Source organism: Parabacteroides sp. KHUB-01, from assembly GCF_056640935.1.
Window position 1 is genome coordinate 378529 of record NZ_CM153256.1, and the last position, 22929, is coordinate 401457.

General features: G+C 44.1%; 24 protein-coding genes and 1 pseudogene. 17 read left to right on the forward strand and 8 right to left on the reverse strand.

The window, feature by feature from the left end; all coding sequences use genetic code 11:
* Positions 1–26: 26 nt before the first annotated feature.
* The 5 genes and pseudogenes from ACYIAR_RS01770 to ACYIAR_RS01790 form a co-directional block, all read right to left on the reverse strand.
* A pseudogene (locus ACYIAR_RS01770) lies at positions 27–476 on the reverse strand (Y-family DNA polymerase); the annotation flags it as partial.
* Positions 418–1056: a LexA family protein gene (locus ACYIAR_RS01775; protein WP_369596699.1), complete on the reverse strand. Its 639-nt coding sequence runs from the start codon at positions 1054–1056 to the stop codon at positions 418–420. The pseudogene ACYIAR_RS01770 and the gene ACYIAR_RS01775, both read right to left, overlap by 59 nt.
* A gap of 335 nt (positions 1057–1391) precedes the next feature.
* A complete protein-coding gene (locus tag ACYIAR_RS01780; protein WP_074707918.1) occupies positions 1392–1979 on the reverse strand; it encodes a hypothetical protein in 588 nt (195 codons plus the stop codon).
* 4 nt (positions 1980–1983) lie between these two features.
* Positions 1984–2481 (reverse strand): SLOG family protein, encoded by a 498-nt coding sequence (locus tag ACYIAR_RS01785; RefSeq protein ID WP_074707916.1) that lies wholly within the window; start codon positions 2479–2481, stop codon positions 1984–1986.
* Between the two features lies 1 nt (position 2482).
* The gene (locus ACYIAR_RS01790) at positions 2483–3049 is read right to left on the reverse strand and encodes a ribonucleotide-diphosphate reductase subunit alpha (RefSeq protein WP_074707913.1); all 567 of its coding nucleotides are present in this window, start codon (positions 3047–3049) and stop codon (positions 2483–2485) included.
* A 363-nt stretch (positions 3050–3412) separates the two neighbouring features.
* Here ACYIAR_RS01790 and ACYIAR_RS01795 point away from each other — a divergent pair, with 363 nt between their 5' ends.
* The 8 genes from ACYIAR_RS01795 to ACYIAR_RS01830 all read left to right on the forward strand — a co-directional run bounded on the left by ACYIAR_RS01795 (position 3413) and on the right by ACYIAR_RS01830 (position 9351).
* Complete coding sequence (locus ACYIAR_RS01795) at positions 3413–4066, forward strand: ParA family protein (protein ID WP_074707911.1); 654 nt, start codon at positions 3413–3415, stop codon at positions 4064–4066.
* A 7-nt stretch (positions 4067–4073) separates the two neighbouring features.
* Complete coding sequence (locus ACYIAR_RS01800; RefSeq protein WP_074707908.1) at positions 4074–4424, forward strand: hypothetical protein; 351 nt, start codon at positions 4074–4076, stop codon at positions 4422–4424.
* On the forward strand, positions 4421–5863 hold the full coding sequence (locus ACYIAR_RS01805) for an ATP-binding protein (protein ID WP_258899046.1): 1443 nt from the start codon (positions 4421–4423) through the stop codon (positions 5861–5863). The genes ACYIAR_RS01800 and ACYIAR_RS01805 overlap by 4 nt, the downstream gene beginning before the upstream one ends.
* Before the next feature lie 6 nt (positions 5864–5869).
* Positions 5870–6538: a RibD family protein gene (locus ACYIAR_RS01810; RefSeq protein WP_480331737.1), complete on the forward strand. Its 669-nt coding sequence runs from the start codon at positions 5870–5872 to the stop codon at positions 6536–6538.
* Positions 6539–6605: 67 nt separating this feature from the next.
* Positions 6606–6935, forward strand: a complete 330-nt coding sequence (locus ACYIAR_RS01815; RefSeq protein ID WP_480331739.1) for a hypothetical protein — start codon at positions 6606–6608, stop codon at positions 6933–6935.
* A 50-nt stretch (positions 6936–6985) separates the two neighbouring features.
* The gene (locus tag ACYIAR_RS01820) at positions 6986–7486 is read left to right on the forward strand and encodes a nucleotidyltransferase domain-containing protein (protein WP_006743465.1); all 501 of its coding nucleotides are present in this window, start codon (positions 6986–6988) and stop codon (positions 7484–7486) included.
* An 11-nt stretch (positions 7487–7497) separates the two neighbouring features.
* Complete coding sequence (locus ACYIAR_RS01825) at positions 7498–7989, forward strand: phosphorylase family protein (protein WP_480331742.1); 492 nt, start codon at positions 7498–7500, stop codon at positions 7987–7989.
* Between the two features lie 780 nt (positions 7990–8769).
* Positions 8770–9351, forward strand: coding sequence for a hypothetical protein (locus ACYIAR_RS01830; protein ID WP_094401801.1), 582 nt, complete (start codon positions 8770–8772; stop codon positions 9349–9351).
* A gap of 144 nt (positions 9352–9495) precedes the next feature.
* On the opposite strand, the gene ACYIAR_RS01835 is transcribed toward ACYIAR_RS01830, so the two are convergent.
* On the reverse strand, positions 9496–10524 hold the full coding sequence (locus ACYIAR_RS01835; protein WP_094401803.1) for a ComEC/Rec2 family competence protein: 1029 nt from the start codon (positions 10522–10524) through the stop codon (positions 9496–9498).
* On the reverse strand, positions 10511–11230 hold the full coding sequence (locus ACYIAR_RS01840) for a hypothetical protein (RefSeq protein WP_094401804.1): 720 nt from the start codon (positions 11228–11230) through the stop codon (positions 10511–10513). Before ACYIAR_RS01840 ends, ACYIAR_RS01835 begins: the two co-directional genes overlap by 14 nt.
* A 600-nt stretch (positions 11231–11830) precedes the next feature.
* Here ACYIAR_RS01840 and ACYIAR_RS01845 point away from each other — a divergent pair.
* From ACYIAR_RS01845 to ACYIAR_RS01880, 8 genes are all read left to right on the forward strand, one after another.
* Positions 11831–12307: a hypothetical protein gene (locus tag ACYIAR_RS01845; RefSeq protein WP_480331745.1), complete on the forward strand. Its 477-nt coding sequence runs from the start codon at positions 11831–11833 to the stop codon at positions 12305–12307.
* 391 nt (positions 12308–12698) lie between these two features.
* Entirely contained in the window at positions 12699–13127 is a 429-nt protein-coding gene (locus ACYIAR_RS01850) for a hypothetical protein (protein WP_240513662.1), read from the forward strand.
* Between the two features lie 4 nt (positions 13128–13131).
* Positions 13132–13830 (forward strand): hypothetical protein, encoded by a 699-nt coding sequence (locus tag ACYIAR_RS01855; protein ID WP_480331748.1) that lies wholly within the window; start codon positions 13132–13134, stop codon positions 13828–13830.
* Positions 13831–14240: 410 nt separating this feature from the next.
* Positions 14241–14417, forward strand: coding sequence for a ribonuclease P (locus tag ACYIAR_RS01860; RefSeq protein WP_290235772.1), 177 nt, complete (start codon positions 14241–14243; stop codon positions 14415–14417).
* A 786-nt stretch (positions 14418–15203) separates the two neighbouring features.
* A complete protein-coding gene (locus ACYIAR_RS01865) occupies positions 15204–15602 on the forward strand; it encodes a single-stranded DNA-binding protein (protein WP_094401813.1) in 399 nt (132 codons plus the stop codon).
* Between the two features lie 269 nt (positions 15603–15871).
* Positions 15872–16192, forward strand: coding sequence for a DUF6926 domain-containing protein (locus tag ACYIAR_RS01870; protein WP_480331751.1), 321 nt, complete (start codon positions 15872–15874; stop codon positions 16190–16192).
* The gene (locus tag ACYIAR_RS01875; protein WP_240513664.1) at positions 16185–16466 is read left to right on the forward strand and encodes a DUF7688 family protein; all 282 of its coding nucleotides are present in this window, start codon (positions 16185–16187) and stop codon (positions 16464–16466) included. Before ACYIAR_RS01870 ends, ACYIAR_RS01875 begins: the two co-directional genes overlap by 8 nt.
* Positions 16412–16660: a hypothetical protein gene (locus ACYIAR_RS01880; protein WP_480331753.1), complete on the forward strand. Its 249-nt coding sequence runs from the start codon at positions 16412–16414 to the stop codon at positions 16658–16660. The genes ACYIAR_RS01875 and ACYIAR_RS01880 overlap by 55 nt, the downstream gene beginning before the upstream one ends.
* Before the next feature lie 353 nt (positions 16661–17013).
* Here ACYIAR_RS01880 and ACYIAR_RS01885 read toward each other — a convergent pair whose 3' ends face one another.
* Entirely contained in the window at positions 17014–17181 is a 168-nt protein-coding gene (locus ACYIAR_RS01885; RefSeq protein ID WP_170935083.1) for a hypothetical protein, read from the reverse strand.
* Between the two features lie 407 nt (positions 17182–17588).
* Here ACYIAR_RS01885 and ACYIAR_RS01890 point away from each other — a divergent pair, with 407 nt between their 5' ends.
* Positions 17589–22604, forward strand: coding sequence for an N-6 DNA methylase (locus tag ACYIAR_RS01890; protein WP_480331755.1), 5016 nt, complete (start codon positions 17589–17591; stop codon positions 22602–22604).
* The last annotated feature ends 325 nt before the right edge of the window (positions 22605–22929 follow it).

The window sequence follows — 22929 nt, forward strand, 5'->3', positions numbered from 1 at the left end:
ATGCCAACACTTACTGGGATATCTGTCCAAAGCTTTATCCTGTCTGCCACGCCTCGCATCAAGTCCACCAGATCGAAATGGCTTTCATAGCCTTTGAGGTTACAAAAGCTTTCATCGATACTATAGTTCTCTACGTGATGAATGGACTTGCGGAGAATGTTGGTTACTCGCTTGCTCATGGCTGCATAAAGCTGCATATTGGTAGAGAAAATAGTAACGCCATGCTTACGGACAATATCCTGCACCTTGAAAATGGGATCGCCACGATGAAGGCCGAGTTTCTTTGCTTCGGGAGTGAGTGCAACAATGCAACCGTCATTGTTCGAGAGAACACAGACGGGCTTACCCTCCAGTCCAGGATGAAAAACCTTTTCTACCGAACAGAAGAAGCTGTTGCAATCTACCAAGGCATACATATCAATGACGGGGTTTGTGGATGATATAGGTGACTGTTCCCCAAATGGAGAATCGGTCATCGGGAGTAACCTTTATTTCTGGAAAGTCGGGATTGGCTGGTATGAGCCATCCGAAGCCATCTCTCTTGACGAAACGCTTCAATGTGTAATCACCGTTAAACTCGCAAACAGCTACCTGACTTTCGGTTGGATTACGGTTGCTCTTATCGACTATGACAATGTCACCAGAATGTATACCTGCATCGATCATTGAATATCCTTCCACACGGATAAGATAGCATGATTCGGGATTGGGACATAGCATCTTCAGCAGTTCAATGTCTTGAGCTTTCTCGTCATTATCCAATGGAATCGGGAATCCTGCAACAATACCAATGTCAAAGTACGGCAAATTCATTTCCTTGATTTGAGTTGCCGAATATACAGTACCCAACTTCTCAAGGTTTGTACGCTCGTCAACGATGGACTTTGCTATACAGTTCTTGATGAAGTCCGTCTTGTTATCTTGAGCATCTATGTATTCAGCCATACCTTTAGGTGCTCTGAAAGTATAGAGTTTGCTATCGGTACCAGGTCTTCCAGCACCTTCACGCTTTCCTCCTCTTGAACCTTTTTTCATTGAATTATCCATAGTCTCCATATTCTTTGGTGCAAAATTATGAACTTATTTTGATTTCCGTATTACATAATCAAAGAAAAGTATTCATCAATGCTGAAAAAGTAGTAATTTCATGCCGTATAGCTTCATTTTGTATTCTGTATAGCGGTATAAAGGATGCCGTAGGATGCATTTGAGACACCTGTCATGAAGATGACAAATGTCTGTATGCTGTAATAGAAAAGTAAGTCCAGACTATATCGTAGTGCAACCACGACATAAGGATGGTGTTGTAGAAACACCCTATAAAAGGAGAATGATTTTGCAATGATTTCCAAATGATGTGCGTCATTCGGAAATCATTGTTATTAGCGTGGCTACTCAAATGTGAACTTATTGATGTAAAAGTAGGTATCCAAGTCCTCGTATTCATACTCATGGATGTAGTCCATCATTTCGTCTTCAGATTTATCACCTCTTTCCACTCCCATCTTTGAACACCATTCCTGTATGGCATCTTCAATGGTATCAAAGGCTTCATCACACAAATCATCGAACGGGTCTCCAGAACACGACACACAACAATCTTCAGTAAAGAACTCGCCCTCGTCATGAACACAGAAGATGATACATCCTGGTTCTATTTCACGATAACTGATGCTAAGCTCATCGCCAAGAACTTCATTGACGGCATGGAAGAAATCGTGACAGCCAGCCCATGCCGTATCGGTTTCCAATGTAAGCAAGTGCCAATCCTCTTTTTCGTCCGATTCATATTCCGCAAAGATGATATTACCTCTGACGGAAATCTGCCGTTGCTGATAGTCTATTCCGTAATGTTCTGCCAATTTTGCAAGCCAAACATCTTTTGAATTTACATCCATAGACTCAAGGGTGTCCCATAAATTCTTTACTGCCTTTTGTGTACCAGTAATCTTGTAAGTGGTGTAACAGTTGTTTGCCATACTCTTAACGTATTGAATTATAAATGTTGATAATCTCCATCCCCATAGACTTTGCCTTTTTATAAGTATAAAATGTGCCACCTTTATATTTGCCATCATACAAGGTAATAAGCCGTGAACTTCGTTGAACCATATAGTCATTTCGTCGCAAGAAACATTGTTGTTGATAATGTTCGCTGACAATAATAGTTTCATCCACCTCATTTAGAATACGTTCATATTCCACTTTATGCTTTTCATTCCATCGCTCAGCCTGTTCACGATATGGTAGAACTGCTATAATTTTAATCTGCGATAATTCAGGCTTCAAAGAAAGGACAGCCTTAGCAGCCAATAAATCAAATCCTATTGCCATTCCACAATAGAAACAATGATAACCCTCGTGATAGGATTTGGTTATCTCATTTCTCAAAAGTTGCATAATTTCATTTTGTTTTGCAAATGGTACAATCCTATGTCCACTAAAGCAAACCGATTTCAATGTCTCAAATTCTTTTTTCATTTTATACTACCTTATAGTGAGTTCTTGCTAAAAATACACCGCCAATTACATTTGCTCCATTACTTTCAAGTTGATGGGCGTATGTTGCGTAACTTATGCCCTTGGTTATTATATCATCAAAAACCAATACGCACTTTCCATTAAAGAAAGCAGAATCAAAAACTATGTTTTCTTCCTTACGAATATCAAGTTCTTGTTTCCGGTTCTTATGAAGAGGTCTTCTCTCCTTACTGATTGTTACGTGTTCATAGCCGTTGATTGCACCCGTTAGTTCGCATACTCGCTTGCAGAATGCCTTGTAGCGGATTTCGTTTTTCATACTTGTTGATGCAGGGACAGGTGAAAAAACGATATTGCCACAATCTAAACCACATAGTTCATTCATGGCAAAAGCGGTTCGTTGGGCAACTTGTTCAAATGATTTTCCATCCTTAAAATCAAAGATGACTTTTCGGTCGTTGATTTCACGTTCGCCTACATTCTTAATCCGTGTAGGGAAATATTTGTAAAACCATACTTGAGGTTTATCCAATTGTCTTTTAAGTTCGCTGCACAACATAAGTTTCATAAGTTTTTCTTTTCCCTCATGTAGATTCAATTCTATTTTGGGCGGTTCAACAATTATGTTGCGTCCAAGATGCAGCTGGTCCAAAGACAAAGGTTCTACTACAAAATACTACCTGAAAGTGTGGAGATTTTGCAGTAGACATGCGGCTCGACCTTTAAGGCTTTGAGACAAAGCAAATAACTTTGCAACACAATTCTGAGCCGACACAAAAGAGTTGTTATAGTAATCTATAAAAGAAGATGTATGTAGTTACATAGTTATATAATTATATACTTGATTAAAAATATAATTGGTCAAATCTTTGGCTATACCAATGTTTTTCAATATCTTTGCATATACTTAATTATATAATTATATAACTCAATGGAAAACAGAATAGTATTGTTCAGCAATATAAAGGGTGGTGTGGGAAAGACTACGTTGTGTGCTCTTTTTGCAAGCTATCTCGCAGAGAAAGGCATACCAGTATTTGCAATGGATGCAGACTTGCAAGCATCCTTGTACCGTCACAGACAGCGTGAGAAGAATGTTGATCCAGATACATCTGCTCCATGGGCTGTTGAGATGCTGAACACCTCAGACGGGAAGAAACTGGAGGAGACCATCAGCAAACTTAAGAGCGTTCCTGGTATTGTCTTGATTGACTGCCCGGGTAACTTGAACGACCGAAATCTTGAGCATATATATAAGGCTGCTGATGTGGCCGTAATCCCCATGTCTTTCGATGCGGATACAGTTGACGCAACAGGTATCTTCATTAAAGCATTCAAAACTATTTCGAATGCAAAGCTCTTGTTCGCACCAAACCGAATAAATACGTCAGAGGGTAAGGCTGAAGAACTTCGCCAACGCACTCAGACAACCGAGTTCTTGGGTCTGGTGGGAACTGTACTACCTAGAATCAAGCAAAGTGTAGTAGTTAAGAGATATACAACACTGTATCCATTGGAGCGAAATCAGAATAGTGCAGTGGAATCAACATTTGAAACAATCATTCAGGAACTGAATATAAAGTAATAAAGCTATGGCTAATAAAAAAGAAAGACCTGCAATAGAAAACCCATTGGCAAATATGGGTCTTGATGAAATTGTCAGAGGTATAACAATAAATGAAGCCCCACAAGAAAAGCCAGTTGTAAAAGTCAAGGAGCCAAAGAAACGCATATCGGCTGGTATGAAGCGATTCGAAGAAAATCTTGACAAGTATACTGGCGTGAGCGAACAAGGCGTAGCCATTTGGCTTCCAAAAGAGGTAAAGAAACGCCTTGAGGTTATCCGTGCTAATGCGGACAGAAATATTCCGCTCAGATCATTGGCTGCTGCCATTATTATGACCTATATTGAAGAAAACGAATCAAAACTGGATGAGCTATGATACAGAAGGATATGACAATTAAAGATATTCAAGATTTGATTTTCGGTGACGAGGATCGTGTTCTTGAGCTCAAAAAGAGTACTGGAGAGTTGAAGGATGGCATGAAGAGTGCATGTGCATTTCTTAATACCGATGGCGGTTGGGTGATTTTCGGAATCACACCTACCTCATTAAAAATAGTCGGTCAACAGGTAACAGACAACACAAGAAAAGAGATAGGACAAGAAATTGCAAAATTGTATCCTGCCATCGACTTGAAGCCTATCTACGTGCCCGTACCTGACAAAGACGACTTTTACGTGATAGCCATACACCTCAATGCATGGCCAAGAGGTACTGCACCTTATACATACGACAATCGTCCATATTACAGACTGGAAAGCATCACCAAGGTCATGCCAAGAGAAATGTTCGAGGAAAGAATCCGTGAAAGCAAACCTCATTTGTATGCATGGGAAAGACAACAAGCGGATGGTATAAACATCGAGGATTTGGATGATAACCTTATAGCTGGCGCAGTACGTGGTGGTGTTAAAGGAGGTCGATTGAGCACTTCTGCCTTGAGCGAAACAACAGAGAACATATTGTCTAAATTCCAACTGCTCAATGAAGGTAAGCCTAACAATGCAGCGGTTGCTCTTTTTGCGAAAGAAACAGGATGGTACACTCAATTGGAGCTGAGAATGGCTCGTTTCAAAGGCAATGGAAAGAATGAGTTTGGCGATAACCAGTCATTAAAAGGCAACATATTCAAACTGTTCGATGCAGGTATGGCATTCTTCTTCAAGCATCTAAACCTTAGTGGCAAGATAACAGGAACTCGCAGACAAGAAGAATTGGAAATCCCTTATGTGGCACTTAGAGAAGCATTAACCAATGCTTTGTGTCATCGAACATATGATGAACTTGGCCCTTCGGTTGGAATTGCCATATACGATGATCGTGTAGAAATAACGAATCCAGGAAGATTCCCTGCTCATTTAACCGCTGAGACCATTAAGCAGCCTCATGATTCGCATCCACGCAATCCTCTTATTGCAAATGTTCTTTATTTGTCTACATATTTGGAAAAATGGGGTTCAGGCGTTGCTCGTATTATAGAAGCGTGCAAAGAGCATGATGTTCCAGAGCCAACTTACGAAGACAGAGGAGGTTTCATTCATATTGTTTTCAAGAGAAAGTCATTTTCACTGTCAAATGACACCCAAAATGACACCCAAAATGACACCCAAAATGACACCCAAAACGGTTTGTCTGAAAGACAGAATAAAATTGTTGAAATATTGAAGAAAAATAATAAAACTACCGTTGAAGAATTGTGTGGAGTATTTTCAAAATCAGAATCAACAATAATAAGAGACATTAGAAACATAAAGAAACAAATGTCACTTAGTTGGATTGGACCAAGCAAAGGTGGCCATTGGGAAATCAAAGAATAAGGAATAATGAAACCATATATAATCTGTCACATGATGTCTCTCCTTGACGGACGAATTGATTGTGATGTAACAGAAAAGATAGAGACTGGGGATGAGTACTACGATGCCCTGAACCAGTTGGATTGTTCATCTACATTGATGGGTAGAGTGACCATGGAAATGCATTATGCACTTCCAGAAGCATTTGTTGCAGAAGACAAAGCTCCTATCGGTGAGGAATGCTTCAATATAGCCATTCAGACAAAAGGTTATATCATAGCCATTGATACAAAGGGAAGATTAAAGTGGCCACACAACCAGTTCGACGGAATGCCACTTCTAGTCATTACGTCAGAGGATTGCCCGAAAGAATACCTTGACACTCTAACCAAGCAGTATATATCATGGATTGCAGTAGGCAAAGGCTCCATCGACCTAAAACGTGCCATGGAAATACTAAGAGCCGAGTTTGGCATAGAAAGGTTGAGCGTAACAGGTGGTGGCAACATAAATGCTGCATTCCTGAAAGAAGGCCTCCTAGATGAAGTGAGTATGATGTGGTGTCCAGGTATCGATGGTAGAAAAGGTATGACAGCTGCGTTCGATGGACTTGCCAATGACTTCCCTCCTACTAAACTCAAGCTTATAAGTGTAGAAAAACTAGGAGACACCATTTGGGCAAGGTATAATCTATAAAAGGACGAAAATAAGGTTTATTACAAAGAGTCGGCAATGCTTTTGCTGATGGGCAAAACATGAAAATATGAGACAATTCAAAGTTATAAATCAGCTACAATTGATTGATAGTGTTCTAATGTGCAAGAAGCCATCAGGACGTTCATTTCAAAAAGCTCATTATAGACAAGGTGATTTAGATGAGGCCTGCGGTGCGTATTCAATTGCAATGGTTCTCAACATATTGGGAGTGTTTGAAGCAGATAATATTTACAGTGACTCAAATAGTGGAGATAATCGATTTGCAGAAAGAAGACTCATAAAAGCATTAAATGAACAAGGTCTTTATCGTGACGGCTTAGATTCTAATGAAATCAGGCAAATTCTCACAACAGCTTGCGATAAAGTTCGAAGATAGATACAATTTGCTGTAGGTTTGTTATATTTACACCGATAAATCGAAATTTTATGGTCACTTATTTTGATGCATGTGAGATTCTTGAAATGCTGTCTGAAGCATCTGTAAAGGTGTTTCTGGACGGCGGTTGGGGTGTCGATGCACTTATAGGCAGAGAAACAAGAATACATAACGACATCGATCTGTTCGTAGAGAAGAAAGACTATGGTAAGGCCATATCCGTGATTACCTGGAAGGGATACAGAGAAGTTGTAATGGACTATACGACCGATAGCCATACTGTCTGGAAAGATGACAACGGAAGAATAATCGATCTGCATTGTTTCGAATATGTCGAAGATGGAATTCTATATGACGGATACACTTTCCCAAGCGAAACTTTCTCAGGTAAAGGAAATATCGGGAATATTGAGGTAACATGCATAAACCCGGAGGCACAGGTACAGTTCCATCTTGGATATGAATACGATGAAAATGATGTCCACGACGTCCTGTTATTATGCAGAACTTTCAATCTTGAGATACCGGAGCAATATAAAACTCACATCTGATTCAATATGCTATGATTACTGATAGTTATGATATTGAAACTGAACCAATGATCAATCTGTTTGATTTCTACGGCAGACGTGGAGATTTTGCAGATATATGCCTGATAATATTCTCGAAGGAGATTCATCGGCATTTACTTGATTCCTACGAATCTGAAATTATTGCAACTATGCCGGCTTGCAATGGCGATACGCATATCTATAAAACAACTTATAAAGGAGTTACGATAACTTTCTACCTGTCAGGAATAGGTTCAGCAGTAGCATCCTCTCAATGTCATCTTGCAAGCTGGCTAACTGGAGCATCAAAGTTCATTATGTTCGGTTCCTGTGGCAGTCTTGACCGTACAACCACACAAGGTAGATTTATCATACCGACACAAAGTTACAGAGGGGACGGGTGTTCATATTATTTTGCAGCACCATCTGACTATATTGATATAGCCGCAAGCAAGGAACTTTCCATAATTTTCGACATACTTTATACTTCCCTAAAACTATGACTATAACTATCTAAATATCAACACAATTCAAACTTGCATAAATTTACGACTAACACGAAGGTAACATATTCGTCGAAAAAAATTAGCCTGATTTATAATTGAAAGACAGTTGCAAATATACTACTTTTACCTTTTCCTTGGAATTATTTTTTGCCTTCAAAGAAAAAAATAAGCCCAATTATCCGCTTCCCTCCTTTTTTATACCCATCCAAAATCGTCTTTGCTTTCGACCTTGTTCAAAGATATACATGAACAGGTCAATAAATATGTCAGTCAGTTCATGTATATATAGTACATGACTTCTGACTTGTTTTGTCTTTTGACCGAATTCGATTTCATTGTCATCGTAGAGCCCCGTCTTTAATCAAGTCAAAATATTAGTCAGTCAGTTCGTGTATATATAACACGACTTTCTGACTTGTTTCGTATAAGGTCTTTTTTCTTTTTTTTGAAGGTCTCTTCTTTTATTGTTTCCACGTTGTGTTAATGATGTTCCATTTATAGAGATTTCAGCATTTACGATTCCCACGAAAGTTTGTTTTCGTGTGCAAAGTTACGGAGAGAGAACGTCCACCAAGAAGCGTTCCCTATCTTCAGCAAAATTTGACGGAAACTTTCCGCAATCACAGATTCCGGCATTTCATAAAATTTTATCCTTGATTTCTTGTCTGTCGTCCTTTCACTCTCCGTCTGAGACGGCACATGAAAACAATCCTTTCAGGAGAAGTCGAAAGACCTTGAGTAAAGGGGAACAAGTTTAACAAATTAAAGTTTAAGAATATGCCTAACTGGTGCTGCACAGCGTATGCGATAGAGGGCGACGCAAAGGAATTACAAAGCCTCTATGACTTGATGAACAAGCTACAGGAGTCAAAAGACCCTTCTGTTCCGAATGGATTTGGGACTACTTGGTTGGGATGTCTTGTTGATGCCCTTGGCGAAAAATGTGAAGATGTATCTTGCCGTGGAAGCTGGAACGATTTAGAGTTTGACGGCAGAGTGCTTACTTTCAATACAGAAACAGCATGGGCTCCATGCAATGAGACGCTCGATGTGGTATGTAGGAAATATCCGACATTAAACTATCTATATCGGTCGGAGGAACCAGGAATGGCTCTGTATTATACCAATGACGATGAAGGCAGATACTTTCCTGATAGATTTGTTGTCGAAGTGTGCATTTCAAAAAAGGAATACTACACCGAGTATTTTACAGATTTGCAGAGTGTATATGAGTGGTTGGAGGAAATCTGCGATATGCAAGTCCAGTCAAAGCTAGATGTGGATGCGATTGTAGGACAATGGAGAAAAAAATACGCACATGCCTACTGCTATATCCACGAGTACAAAATTTCCGATTAACTGGATTTATTACTAATGCACAGAGTGTTAATTAGGAATCGCTAATTTACGCTAATTGAAATAGGGCCGTAACATAGCCCCATTTCAATTAGTGATAAATTAATTAGTGTTGTAAGAATTGAAGCGAATAGATTTAGTGTGGCATTATTTTTTTTCCTTAAATGGAGATAGTTTTATTGTACCATACCTATCTGGCATTGCTGCCGACGAACAATGAATAAAGGAATTGCAAACATGAGTAGAGTAAACATCCCCATATTTCGCAAGCCAATATACTAAACGCCCACTCGGGTGTTTTTTGTTCCCAGCAGCAGATATATAGCATTTTTTCGGAGAAAGATTCTCTATGATTGACGTATTCAGATTCCTACGGCTTCCATGATGAGGAACTTTAAGAAACTCAACATTTCTCAACCATTTATATTTGTCCAGCATCATCTGAAGAGAGGTAGTATTTGCGTCTCCAGCAAAGAGTAGTCTTTTACCATCACCAGGCTCGTACAAGACAATAAGGCTGGAAGCATTGTAAGGAGATGGGTCTTCTTCATTGTCAATCACACTCTTTATATCCTTCTCATCAATCTTGAACGCATCGTCGTATGCTTCTTTTGAGCTATCTTCGTATGTCTTTATACCATAGTTTGCCACCATAGCCTTTACTACCTCAACATAATAATCAGCAGAAGGACCTACAACACATATTGGAAGTTTATCATGTTTGAAGCCATCTACAACATTGTAAACGTCACAACCTTCATCAATGGCCAATTCGATCAAATTCAAATTATCGTCAGTTGACTTATTCCATATTTTACGAACAGCCGATACAGCGTTATCGTGGTTACGATAACGCTGTATATCGTTTTCGTCAATGAAAGATGCAGGATCTGTTAGCCATAATTCCTGGATAGTAATTTCTTCGTCTAAAAAGAGGTCAAAGAAGCCATCTTTATGGTCACTGTCTGGATGTGTACATATTGCCAAGTCAATATAGTAACTTCCATAATAATCATTCAGATGCTTTTTTATTATAGCAGCATCACCTGCATTACCAGCATCAATCAGTACGATGAACTGTTCATCACCAATATAGTGTCTGATAAGTATTGCATCAGCATCTCCTACTTTCAGGACTTCGTATTCATATTTTAGTCCATTTTTAGTCTCTTTCATATTCTTCTCCAGTAATATATGCGTTATACATAGCCCTTGCATAATCATTGGCTTTAGATTTGTAGGATGTATAATCTATTAAACCAAACAAAACCTGAACAAATAAAGCCACCAACAATATCCTTGTGTATGGCATATCTAAGATTAGATTCACAATAAGTGCAAGAATGATTGTGCCGATAGCATACACACAAGCTCCAAGATAATTACGACAGAATCCGTACTTTCGATTATACTGCTGAAGATTTTCGTTTTTACGAGTCACCTCTCTTATCTTTCCAACAGCATCAACAATAGCACGTTTAGCCTCGGATGGATTCGCAAGTTCTTCATCTTTTGACAATAGTTGAATACCAAAGTCAGCCTTCACTTTTGCCGCAATCTGTTTTATTTCAGTTTCAGACTTCCTCATATCACTGCTCCATAGAAGAAGTTTTGTTGTTGGCATCTCTGTTTCATCTTCCTTAAACAGGCGGAACTGAAACAACAGTTTAGAGGCATCGATAAAAAGTTGACGCATCCAATAGGCCAATGCGCCATAAATCAAAGCCACCGGGATAAATAATCCGATTTTTGCAATTATCGACTTCCATACCTCAATGGTATCGGGTACAAATGATGTAACATACAATGTAGTCAAGATGATGGGGATTATCATTCCCACGATAGCTGGATACACTCTTGCCTCTTTTACGTACTTATTCATTGTTTCTTAAATTTAATTTAATGAAAAAATCGCAAACTTCATGCCAAAGTCATTTTGGCTAATTCTATAGTATTTCACAATCGAGGATGTTATAATAGCATGTCAGGTTCTCTGTCATTATGACAGCATTTAGGACATACATAAGAACAACTCCCCAAAACTGTGAATAAGAATATAAGCGTGGCGGGTAATATAAATGAGTTTAAGGCAAAATGATGAAGAACATGAGGCACAACCTCATTACTGAATTTCAGTCTGCCGACAGTTGCGCCATGTTATAAGGTACAAGGATTTGTTCAAAACCTTTGCAAGTTATCCGGTTATAATCTTTTTTCTTTTATAAGGCTTCCAGCAGCTTTTTCTCTGCGCCCTGTGGAGGATTCTATTTTTCTACGAAGGTAAATCGGCTTTCCCAATCATGTCAATGCCGACTGTAGTCGCGAGTGAACCGTAAAATCTTCCTCTTCTCCGTCGAGCGTATTTTTCGTATCAGCCTTGCAGGATTGCCCCAGCCTCCTTCTTTATTGCAGAAAAATAAATCCCAGCGGTCGCAAACAGGCCGAATAAAGGGAAATAATAACAATCAAAATTTATAAGACAATGAGCAAATATGATTTTATCAAGGCAGGCAACCTTCTTTATTGGAATGACCCCGATAACGGCATATCCAGCGGTGACTACAAAGTCATTTCCGTTCCTGAAGAAGTACATGAGGACAGCATTATTCTGATTGCAAGCCGCCATTCCGAAGCGGAGGTCTTTGCCTCAGAATTATCACCGATACCCCAGACAAGAAGTCATAAAGAGGAATTTCTGAAATGGAGAGAGAAACAAGAAGCAGACGGTTCTGTGTTTTACAACAGACTTTCGGATGTTATCGCTACCGAATTTGATTTGGAAGTAGGCGACATGGTGGCGTTCACAAACGATTACGGTGTGGTCTTTGGACCTTGTGAGATATTGGCTTTCGGCAAGCCATGGAACGGTGACAGATGTGTGTACCTTGACAGTGATGCCTATTGGTTTGCAGACCGTCCGAGCCAACTGACACTGATAAGCAAGAGAACTTCAGAATAACAGACCTAAGCATAGACCATCCGTTATAATACGGGTGGTCTTATACTTCAAAACCATATCCGGGCTATCCCTTTTATAATTCCGTTTCATGCTTATCCTATTTTACCCATCCAATATCCCTGTATAAAGCCGGATCTGCTTGCCGTGACATCGCCACGGTTTGTTTTCCTGTGCAAAGTTACGGTGGACGAACACCGCTCAAGTACCGCCGTGCTACCTCCGATGAAATTTGACGGAAACTTTCCAGAATCAGAGATTCCGGCTTTTCATAAAATTTCATTCCCGGTTCCTTGCCCTATGTTCTTGCCTCCCCCGTTTGAACCGCACGTAAAACAAACCCTTACGGCGAAGTTAGAAGGCTTCAAAGGCAGGGAAATAAATAAACTGAAATATGAAAGTGATATGTACAAAATGCGGAGGTATGAATGTGGCGTGTGAAGCCATGATTAACCCCAATGACAAATCTTTCCGGAATTATACGGACGAAGCGTTTGTTTATGGATGGTGTGATGACTGTGGCAACGGTGTTGTCCTCTCTGATATTGATGAAATCAAAGAGGATATAGACAAACTCTATGCAGATTTTTGTGCCGAGCATGGAACAGAGCCGCTTTATGCGATGTGTGAAATCGTGTGGAAAGATGAAAAATTTGTCGAGCCGTCCCCTGTAACCGTAAAGTTGTCCTCAGATGCGGACGATGCCACTGATGAAAAGATATTCTTCTATTGCGATGGTATCGAAGACCTTAAATCTCTCGCTGAATTTGGTGTTGAAGATTTCGTCCTTACAGCCTGCAACTATTTAACCAATGATTTATAACAAGATGAATAAGTACAACTGGAAAGGCTATGATTTTATAGGGACAGTACCCGAATTTGCAGAAAAGTTCGGGTACTGCAAGACCCCCACTTTTGTCAATGCGGTAAAGCGTGTTCCCCGACATAAATACAACTGCATGGATGAAATGGAACAAAGAGCCTATGAGGAAAAACGCAAACGTGCGAAGCGAGCCTACTGCATCTACATGAACGAAGAGATGACTGACAGCTACATCGTCACGAAAGAGGAATACTTGGCAACAAACCTCCCGATAAAGGAGAAGCTCCACGAACCGTTCTTGCTCTCGTATCGTAACAGGGTATTGCCATATAACTTCATCGGAAACAGCCATGACGAAATCCCTGTCAGGTCAGCCATGGTGAAATACTCTGCCGAAGCAGTGAAATTCGCCGAACAGCTTTTGCTTGCCGCAGGATATTTCAACGGTAGCAACTCTGTGAAAAAGCCATTGGTAAAGATAAACTACACTTCGCTATACCTGACCTATGCTAACGGTATCAGCATTACCTTTGACTCTGAACGGAGCCGTGACGGAGTGGACAACTGCCGTCTTTCGATTATCGACTTTAACGGAGAACGGATTTACAACGGGTGGCGGAGATTAAACAGCGTCGATGAAATCCTGTACTATACCACCATAAACAAGGACAGCAAAGACGCCTCTTGCTATTTGGGGGGATAATGACGGACAGGCAGGGAAGCCCCTGCCTGTTTTCTTAAATCATCCGTTGCCATTCCTCTTGTATTCCACGGAGTTCACCTGTGGTTATATCTACGATTTCCTGTTATAGCCATACATGACCGTCCATTTATATAGTCAGCTCCGTCCTTTTCTATTTTGGATTTATCAATTCCTGCTTGTCGGTCGGGGTTACAGAATATTACGGTGCAAAGGTAGAAGCCGCTGTCAGATCGTCAAGGTCTGGCACACGGTGTTTGTCACTGCAAGATGGAGACTCCGCTCTATCTTTCCCTCCAAAACCTTGCCTTATCTGCCATGCGCCACCTTTACAGGCACTGTAATATTCAAAATCCCGATGCACAAGCGAAAAGGCAGGGATAAAAACCAATAACTTTAACACAGACAAAACCATGTATGAGACAGAAGAAACATCGGACATCATCGGCGCATACTGCACGCTTATAGAGGACTATCAAGGCATCTGTGACGCTCAGATTGTTGGAGATTACGGCACAGAGGTCGTAGTACGGCTTTCAAACGGCATAGAGATGGCAACCCATCGGGACGAAGTGATTGTTTTCGATTGACACATGCCAATGTATGGATGCGGCAATCCGGGTAACATGCTCGGATTGTACCGTCCTGGTATTTCCTGTTATATTTTTTTGAAGGTCACCCTTTATACTCGCCGGACACGGTTGCGCAGTGATTCCCTCTTTTACCTGATAATTCCTTTGTTAATGGCAGACTGGTTCGCCGAGACAGTCAGTCCGTACCTTCCTTGAAGACACGCCGGGAGCGTGCATTTCCTTTTGGGCTTGCTCTTTCTACTTTTGCCGGATATATTCTGTAGGCGGTTCACCGGATGTGGCAAAGACTGCGGCACTTTATCCGTCATCTTTCCAATCATCCATTATCCGTATGGGCATCGACCATGGACCAGCCTTTCTTGGGTAGCGGTCTATATGTCCACGTACAGCCGCACTCACATATACAGCCTCGAGGCGTCTCTTTGCTGTCGGTACTGCGTCAAAATGAAAAGAACGTGCAATATCCGGTTCCCGAGTTTATGCGGAAATCGCTATGACGTACAGCCAACCGGTAAAGTATGGTGTCGTCAAGTCACCACAACAGTATTACGGCGAGTCATACACACTTATTTTTCCTGATGCGAAGTTATGATCATGGCGGAGCTTTAGCTCCTACGGGACGGACATTGCCTTTGACCAACGGCTTTCAACAAATCTTCCTTTTTCTTTTCACAGGCTCAACAAAAAGAGTATTTGCCGAACCTTCCGCTGGTGCTACCCTATGCCCATGTCATCTTTTTGCATCGTAAAAATTAAATGTTTAACTCTTTAATACTTAAAGTTATGGCAACTTCAACAAACAACACCAACTCTTTCAACCTCAGTGGCTTCGTAGCCGTCAACGCAAACATCCGCAACTTCGAGAAGAACTCGGTTGCCCGTTTTCCCCTCTCCATCAGCCGCACGGAAACCAACGGCGACGAAACCACCCGCAAGTCGGCCCTTGTAAACTGCGAGTGCTGGCGCAAGTCCGAAGAGGCATCGACCTTCGAGCTTCTCAAGAAAGGCAAGCTCGTCCAGGTTTCAGGCTTCATCCGTCCAGAAGAATGGACATCGGAAGACGGAACCAAGCACAGCCGCATCGTCTTCGTTGCAACATCCGTCAGCGAACTGTCCACCGAAAAGAAAACCGATGGCAAAAAGCCAGCGAAAGGCAAGACTTCCAAGAAGAAGGCTGCGTGACGCTTCCCAACCTCTCTTCTCAAAAGACGGCTACGGCCGTCTTTTCTTTTGCTCACCGGCTGCGACCAAGCCCTTTATATATTCTGATTGTCACCGGTTGTAATATCATAATCACCGTTTATATCTCATAGTTCATCCGGCGGCCGGTCATCCGTTTTCTGCGGCGAATTTGGAGGTGGCAGGGCAAACATCAAGGCACACTCCGTTCTGAAGGCCTTGCCTAATTCCCCTTATGACCACCATCCCCTCAATGCCGCAAGAAAACAGGAATGGCCGAACCGCAAGCCGGGCTAAGGCAGGGAAAAGGTCATTCCACAAGTCTAACAGTTAAATTCAAAAAAATGGAAAAGAGTATCGAAAAAATCCCGACCTACGCATTGCCTTATCTGGTGAATGGCGATGCAAGCAACCTGAACGCTGACGAGATTAAGCAGATTGACGACATCTGCCGCGAACAGGGCATCGAAGTAGTCGTCCCCATCACAGAAAGCGAAGAAGGGGGCGCGGAACCGTATTTCAGCAGCGTCCCTTTGTTCGGGCAGCCGACCGAAGTGGAGGATTGCATCATAATCTATAAGAACAATGATTAGTGCCATGAATACAGATGACCGCAACATCGTGTTCAGCAAAGCCAAGCTGGATGAAATAAGGCAGGACGGGCAAACCGTTCTGTCAAGTAGTGACGGCGTTTCTATTCCGATGATATTCCGCAATCTCAGCGGTAAGAATTTTTCGGGAGCGGAATACCTGGACTATCTGAAACACGTTGCATACGGTGATATGGGTTTCGTTCCCGGCACAATCACGTTGTGGCACGGCGGGGTTCAGATGGCGGAAGCTGTACTGGAGAAACCGGCATACTGACAATCAAACCTCTAAAATCACTGATTATGGAAAAAGAAAAAGTGACAGCCCATGACGAGGAACTAATAGAACTCGCATACTCCACTACCTACCGCAGCAGCATCCGCACGATGATACAGGAAGCCGACACAGAACGATGCCGCATAGTCCTACGGCGCATCATGGAAGATGCCGATGTGGATTGGGAAGATTGAGCATGACAGAGGGACTGCTGACATTCGGCAGTCCTTTTCCATGCGAAATCCATTTATAGCAGACATGATGTCCTTGAACGAGCCTTTTATAAGTTTTGGCAACACCGGCGGGCCACAGGGACACCCGATGCTGCCAGGCACGCCGACGCCCTGCATTCCGTTCAAGTCCAGGCGGCCTCCGGCTCAGGGCGAGCGTTGGTCGGCAGAGTGTGTCATGCTTCCACACACAGCCTGTCGGTGACACCCACGGTTCGCTCTTCACCCCGACTCACCCTCCACTCCGGGTTGTCGTGCCAGTGCTGTTGTCAGCCCCGTGACTTCCGCCTGCTTACTTTTATAACATATAGCCCATTTTATAATGACACTTGTCCGACATGACCGATTCTCCCTTTATAGCCTTTCGGCAACACTGGCGGATCGCAAGGACACCCGATGCTGCCAGGCACGCCGACACCCTGTATTCCGTTCAAGTCCGGGCGGCCTCCGGCACAGGGCGAGCGTGGGCCGGCAGAGTGTGTCATGCTTCCACACACAGCCTGTCGGTGACACCCACGGTTCGCTCTTCACCCCGACTCACCCTCCACTCCGGGCTGCCGTGCCTCTGCTGCGGCCAGTCCCGCGACTTCCGCCGCTGCCTTTTATAATCAGACCTTTTATAAAAATTCTCCGCCATTTATAGAAAAATCCTTTTCTGTCCGGAACCGTCACTCCCGGTGGTTATCGGCGCGAAGTTCGGCATCCGGGCTTATAAGCCAAGGTTGTACGGAGTTTCTGCGAGATTTTACGGACAGGCGGTAAAATCATCTTGAAAACCTTGTCCCTAAAGCCTCTTAGATGCCCCTGTGTTGCGCAGATAACCACCTCACGGACGGCTCCGGAAGGAGCAGGAAGTGAGGGAAGAAATAAATCTTCAACATTAAGGTCAGATATGAGATACAACAAGAAAAAGGCATTAGCCGACAACGTAAACGCCATAGAGACAGCTTTGGCGGTACACGGTCAGGGCAGACAAGCCACTGACAGCGAGAAAAAAACATTAGCCCTTTATTCGGGGTTCGGAGGCATCAAAGAGGTGCTGAACATCGGCACGGACAAGCCCATGCCCGACGGCATGGCAGAGCCTATGAAACGCTTGCAGGAAATCCTGCTTGCTTTTGCAAAGTCCGACATTACGGAGTACAAAACCCTCATTGACAGCATAAAGTCATCCGTGCTGACGGCGTTCTACACTCCGCAGTTCATCATCGACACCGTGGCGGCGCAGATACACGCCACTTTCAAGGACAACGGTATGCAGATGCGCACTTTCCTTGAGCCGAGCGCAGGGATTGGCGGCTTTATGAAAACCGCCATGCAGGGAACAAGGGCATACGCATTTGAGAAAGACGCCATCACAGGGCTTATCCTCTCGCTTCTCCATGACAACGCCACCACGATAAGCGCAGGATATGAGACTATCGGGGAACAAGACCTGCAGGACAAGGGATTTGATGTCATCGCCTCAAACATTCCGTTTGGAAACTTCCGTGTGTTCGATGCCGATATGTGGAAAAAGGGCGGCATATACGAGCAGTCCACCAAGACCATACACAACTACTTTTTCATAAAGTCCATGGATTTGCTCAACGAGGGCGGCATACTCGCTTTCGTGACCTCAAGGGGCATCGCCGACACTCCCGGCAACAAGTTCGTGCGCGAGTACCTTGTGAACCATGCAGACCTCATAACCGCATTACGGCTTCCCGACAACATCTTCATGGAGACCGGCGGCATAGAGGTAGGCACTGACCTGTTGGTGTTCCAGAAGCACACACGGAAAACAACCCTGTCACACCGTGAGCAGCTGTTCATGCAGGTAGGCAGGGAAAACGGCACGGACGGTATCGTGACGGAATATGCCAACAAACTTTTCATGCAGCCCAAGACGGCACTTGCCACCGACAGCCGTATTTCCATGAACCAGTTTGGCAAGTATGTAAGGAAATACCAGTGGCAGGGTGAGGAAGCGATGATGCGGCAATACTTCTCCGCATTGCTCAAAATGGACTTCAGCCGTTTCTTCCGCAAGAGCCTTTTTATCAATGACGGACAGGACACCGCACAGGGGCAGATGTCGCTCTTTGACCTTTTCGGTGAGGAAATAACCGCCAAGCCCAAAGATATGGGCAAACGTGCATACACCGACACCGTGGCATGGTGGATGAAAGACGGCGCAATGGTGATGTTCGAGGGGCAGCTCGGCAACCTCAAGATGCGCAAGTCAAGCCGTTATGCCGATGTAGCCGTGGATTTCGTGCCTATGGCTGATATAGAAGCGGCGAAAGAAAGGGCAAACGACTATTTCCCTATCCGTGAGACCTATCTTGAGCTGTCAAACAAGGAGCGTGAGGAAGAACAGGAACATCCTGAACTGCGGGAACGGCTTAACGCCCTATATGACAAGTTCGTAGCCAAGTGGGGATATTTCCATGACAACGACAACAAGGAGTTTATCATGCTTGACAGCCTCGGTGTCGAGGTGTTCACCATTGAAATGCAGTCGGGCGATACCATAGGCAAGGCTGACATCATGCGTGAGCCGGTGGCGTTCAAGAAGATAGACACCATGACCGTGCTTTCTCCAATGGAAGCGTTGGCGACAAGCCTCAATTTTTACGGCAAGGTGGATATGCCGTTTATCGCACGAAGCTCGGACAGGAGCGAGACGGAAGCCATAGACGACCTAAAAGGCGAAATATTCTACAACCCCATATCGGGAGAATGGGAGAACAAAGGTAAGTTCATTGCCGGGAATGTGATTGCGAAGCACAAGGAAATCATGTCGCTGCTGCAGGAACTTGAGGGCAGCGAAAAGGATTATACGGAAGCCTCGCTGAAAGCGTTGGAAGAAGCGACACCCGAAGCAATCCCTTATGAGGAGCTTGACATCAATATGGGCGAGCGTTGGATTGACTCAAGCCTGTATGCCGCTTTTGCAAAAGAGCTTTTCGAGACCGATACCATGGTTATGTATTTCGATGTGAACGACACCTATGTTGTTTCCTTGCAGGGATATTCAGCTGTAGCCTATCACACCTATTCTGTCCGCAACTATAACGGTGAGGACTTGTTTGTTCACGCCTTGCAGGACACCGTGCCCGAAATCACCAAAGAGGTGTACCGCAATGGTGACAAGGTGCGTGTGCCGGACGAGGAAGCCATACAGGAAGCGGCTACCAAGATACAGGAAATTCGCAGCAAGTTCAATGCGTGGCTTGACAACCAGCCCATAGAGGTGCGTGATGACCTTGTGAGAGCCTACAACGAGCGTTTTAACTGTTATGTCCGTCCTCATTATGACGGCTCGGCGCAGACATTCCCCGGTCTCTCGTTTGAACAGTTCCCTTACGATGACCTCTATTCCTCACAGAAGGATGCTATTTGGATGATTAAGCAGAACGGCGGCGGCATCTGCTGGCATGAGGTCGGTACAGGAAAGACCATGATAATGTGCGTAGCCGCATACGAAATGAAGCGTCTCGGACTTGTGCGCAAGCCTGTGATTATCGGGTTGAAAGCCAATGTGCATGAGATAGCAGACACTTTCAGAAAGGCTTATCCGTCAGCGAAGATACTCTATCCGGGCAAAGAGGATTTCACCCCTGCCAACCGTAAAGAGGTGTTCTCAAAAATCCAAAACAACAACTGGGACTGCATCATTCTCACACACGACCAGTTTGCCAAGATACCGCAGTCTGATGAAACGATGTTTGAGAGATTTTCGGAAGAACTGCAGGATGTCGAGCGTAGCCTTGAGGTATTGGAGGAAAGCACCATGCGTTACCGAAGTGGCAGGATGCAGAGCGGATTGGAGAAACGGCAGCAGAACCTACAGGCAAAACTCGCCAACCTACGCATGAGCATCAACAGCCGCAAGGATGACACGGTGGATTTTCACTCCATGGGAATAGACCATATTTTCGTGGACGAGTGCCACATGTTCAAGAACCTTATGTTCCAAACACGCCATACGAGGGTTGCGGGCATCGGCAACACGAAAGGCTCACAAAGGGCTGCGAACCTGCTTTTTGCTATCCGTGACATACAGAAGCGTACAGGGCGCGATTTGGGTGCAACATTCCTGTCGGGTACTGTCGTAGTCAATGCCCTTACGGAGCTTTATGTGATGTTCAAGTATCTGCGTCCTGATGAACTGAAACGGCAGAGGATAAGCTGTTTTGACGCATGGGCGGCTATATTTACCAAGAAATGCGCCGACTACGAGCTGAACGTGACAGGAAACATCAAACGCAAAGAGCGTTTCCGCACCTACATCAAAGTGCCGGAACTCGCCGCTTTCCTGCGTGAGATAACGGACTACCGCACCGCCGACATGATTAACCTCGATGTGCCGGAGAAGAACGTGCGCTTCCTTTCCCATGCCCCGACCATGGCACAGGAAGAAATGATAGGACGGCTTGTGTCATTCGCCAATTCCGGAAATTGGACGGATCTGGGACTTGACACACCCGAACCGGACAATCTCGACAAGGCTAAAATGCTTATCGCTACCAACGTGGCAAGAAAAATGGCTCTCGACATGAGGCTGTTCGGTGACAAGTTCCTTGACGATGAAAACAACAAGGCTTCCATATGCGCAAGGACGGTCTATGACTACTATGTGCGCTCAAACGCAAACCGTGGCACACAGTTCGTTTTCAGCGACCTTTCCACCTACAAGCCTAATGAGTGGAACATCTATTGCGACATAAAGGAGAAACTGATAATGCTCGGCATCCCTGCAGGTGAGATACAGTTTATCCAGTGCGCCACCACCGAGAGGGCGAGGAAACGGCTGTTTGACGATATGAACACAGGCAGGGTACGTGTGCTTTTCGGCTCTACATCCATGTTGGGTACAGGTGTAAACGCCCAGCAGAGGGCTGTTGCGGTGCATCACCTTGAGATACCTTGGCGACCTGCCGACATGGAACAGCGCAACGGTCGGGCGGTACGCAAGGGCAACACCGTGAAGCTGTGGGGAAACAACACCGTGGATGTGGTAATCTATGGTACAGAAAAGACACTTGATGCCTACAAGTTCAACCTCTTAAAGAACAAGCAAATGTTTATCAATCAGATAAACAACGGCACGATAGCCGTGCGCCGCATCGACGAGGACAGCATGGACGAGGACAACGGCATGAACTTTGCGGAGTTCGTGGCAATCCTTTCGGGAAATACCGACCTGCTGAACAAGGCGAAGCTCGACAATAAAATCATGCAGCTTGAAAAGGAGTTTGCCATATTCAAGAAAGAGCGCGGACGTGCGGAGCGCAAGATCGCACAGAACGGACAGGACACGGAAAAGGCGGCATCCTTTATTCAGCGTATGGAAGATGACCTTGAGTATGTGGCATCATACAGCGGCGACAAAATCGTTTCCCTGCTCTCAACCGGCGAGGACACGGCGGAAAAGACAGGCCGTGAGCTTCACAGGATAGCAAAGACATACAGAGGGAACGCCTATACCGTCATCGGCTCATACATGGGGCTTGACCTCTTGGTAAAGAGCGAGTATAACCTTGACGGCTCATTTGACCGCAACACTTTCTTTGTCGAGGGCAAAAGCGGTCTGAAATACCGTTACGGAATTTCCGGTGCATTGCCATTGGGCTTTTCAGACACGGCACTCTATCCGCAAGCCACGCTTGACAAACTGCCTTCTATCATAAAGCAGCAGCGTGAACGCATAGCCAAACAGGAAAGCGAGCTTCCCACATTACAGGCTATCGTCAGCCGCACATGGGGCAGACAGGATGAACTGACCACACTCAAACAGGAATGTGACGAGTTGAAAAAGCGGATTGAAGAGAGTCTCAAGGGCAACAGACCGGAACTGGAAGAGGCGGAAACAGACACGCCCCCGATACCCGGCAGAAGAGCAACTGATTACGCTGCCTGATTACAATATAATTTCTGACCTTTCCCTCTGTTTGGTTGTGATAACCGGGCAGAGGGTTTCTTCTGTATAGAAAAGATTGTCTTGGGTGTTTCCCGGACTACCCTCCGGCATACCTATTATACATATCAGATACCCTCTTATCCACTGTCCACCGGTCCCTTTTTACATAGTGGGAACCACCTGATCCTACTTGCCTTTTGTATGTAGAAGCACCTGTTATACTAATCTTTTTAGAGTATCTTTCCTTGAAAGCCGTCCGACCGTGGTTTACGGCGCGAAGTTCGGCATCCGGGAGCGATGTGCAAGGTCAGGCTTTGTTTCAGCG

Excerpts from the sequence above, each read along its gene's own strand:
- ACYIAR_RS01775 (WP_369596699.1), bottom strand. The coding sequence starts at position 1,056 with ATGGAGACTATGGATAATTCAATGAAAAAAGGTTCAAGAGGAGGAAAG.
- ACYIAR_RS01780 (WP_074707918.1), bottom strand. The coding sequence starts at position 1,979 with ATGGCAAACAACTGTTACACCACTTACAAGATTACTGGTACACAAAAG.
- ACYIAR_RS01785 (WP_074707916.1), bottom strand. The coding sequence starts at position 2,481 with ATGAAAAAAGAATTTGAGACATTGAAATCGGTTTGCTTTAGTGGACAT.
- ACYIAR_RS01790 (WP_074707913.1), bottom strand. The coding sequence starts at position 3,049 with ATGAAACTTATGTTGTGCAGCGAACTTAAAAGACAATTGGATAAACCT.
- ACYIAR_RS01795 (WP_074707911.1), top strand. The coding sequence starts at position 3,413 with ATGGAAAACAGAATAGTATTGTTCAGCAATATAAAGGGTGGTGTGGGA.
- ACYIAR_RS01800 (WP_074707908.1), top strand. The coding sequence starts at position 4,074 with ATGGCTAATAAAAAAGAAAGACCTGCAATAGAAAACCCATTGGCAAAT.
- ACYIAR_RS01805 (WP_258899046.1), top strand. The coding sequence starts at position 4,421 with ATGATACAGAAGGATATGACAATTAAAGATATTCAAGATTTGATTTTC.
- ACYIAR_RS01810 (WP_480331737.1), top strand. The coding sequence starts at position 5,870 with ATGAAACCATATATAATCTGTCACATGATGTCTCTCCTTGACGGACGA.
- ACYIAR_RS01815 (WP_480331739.1), top strand. The coding sequence starts at position 6,606 with ATGAGACAATTCAAAGTTATAAATCAGCTACAATTGATTGATAGTGTT.
- ACYIAR_RS01820 (WP_006743465.1), top strand. The coding sequence starts at position 6,986 with ATGGTCACTTATTTTGATGCATGTGAGATTCTTGAAATGCTGTCTGAA.
- ACYIAR_RS01825 (WP_480331742.1), top strand. The coding sequence starts at position 7,498 with ATGATTACTGATAGTTATGATATTGAAACTGAACCAATGATCAATCTG.
- ACYIAR_RS01830 (WP_094401801.1), top strand. The coding sequence starts at position 8,770 with ATGCCTAACTGGTGCTGCACAGCGTATGCGATAGAGGGCGACGCAAAG.
- ACYIAR_RS01835 (WP_094401803.1), bottom strand. The coding sequence starts at position 10,524 with ATGAAAGAGACTAAAAATGGACTAAAATATGAATACGAAGTCCTGAAA.
- ACYIAR_RS01840 (WP_094401804.1), bottom strand. The coding sequence starts at position 11,230 with ATGAATAAGTACGTAAAAGAGGCAAGAGTGTATCCAGCTATCGTGGGA.
- ACYIAR_RS01845 (WP_480331745.1), top strand. The coding sequence starts at position 11,831 with ATGAGCAAATATGATTTTATCAAGGCAGGCAACCTTCTTTATTGGAAT.
- ACYIAR_RS01850 (WP_240513662.1), top strand. The coding sequence starts at position 12,699 with ATGAAAGTGATATGTACAAAATGCGGAGGTATGAATGTGGCGTGTGAA.
- ACYIAR_RS01855 (WP_480331748.1), top strand. The coding sequence starts at position 13,132 with ATGAATAAGTACAACTGGAAAGGCTATGATTTTATAGGGACAGTACCC.
- ACYIAR_RS01860 (WP_290235772.1), top strand. The coding sequence starts at position 14,241 with ATGTATGAGACAGAAGAAACATCGGACATCATCGGCGCATACTGCACG.
- ACYIAR_RS01865 (WP_094401813.1), top strand. The coding sequence starts at position 15,204 with ATGGCAACTTCAACAAACAACACCAACTCTTTCAACCTCAGTGGCTTC.
- ACYIAR_RS01870 (WP_480331751.1), top strand. The coding sequence starts at position 15,872 with ATGGCCGAACCGCAAGCCGGGCTAAGGCAGGGAAAAGGTCATTCCACA.
- ACYIAR_RS01875 (WP_240513664.1), top strand. The coding sequence starts at position 16,185 with ATGATTAGTGCCATGAATACAGATGACCGCAACATCGTGTTCAGCAAA.
- ACYIAR_RS01885 (WP_170935083.1), bottom strand. The coding sequence starts at position 17,181 with ATGACACACTCTGCCGGCCCACGCTCGCCCTGTGCCGGAGGCCGCCCG.
- ACYIAR_RS01890 (WP_480331755.1), top strand. The coding sequence starts at position 17,589 with ATGAGATACAACAAGAAAAAGGCATTAGCCGACAACGTAAACGCCATA.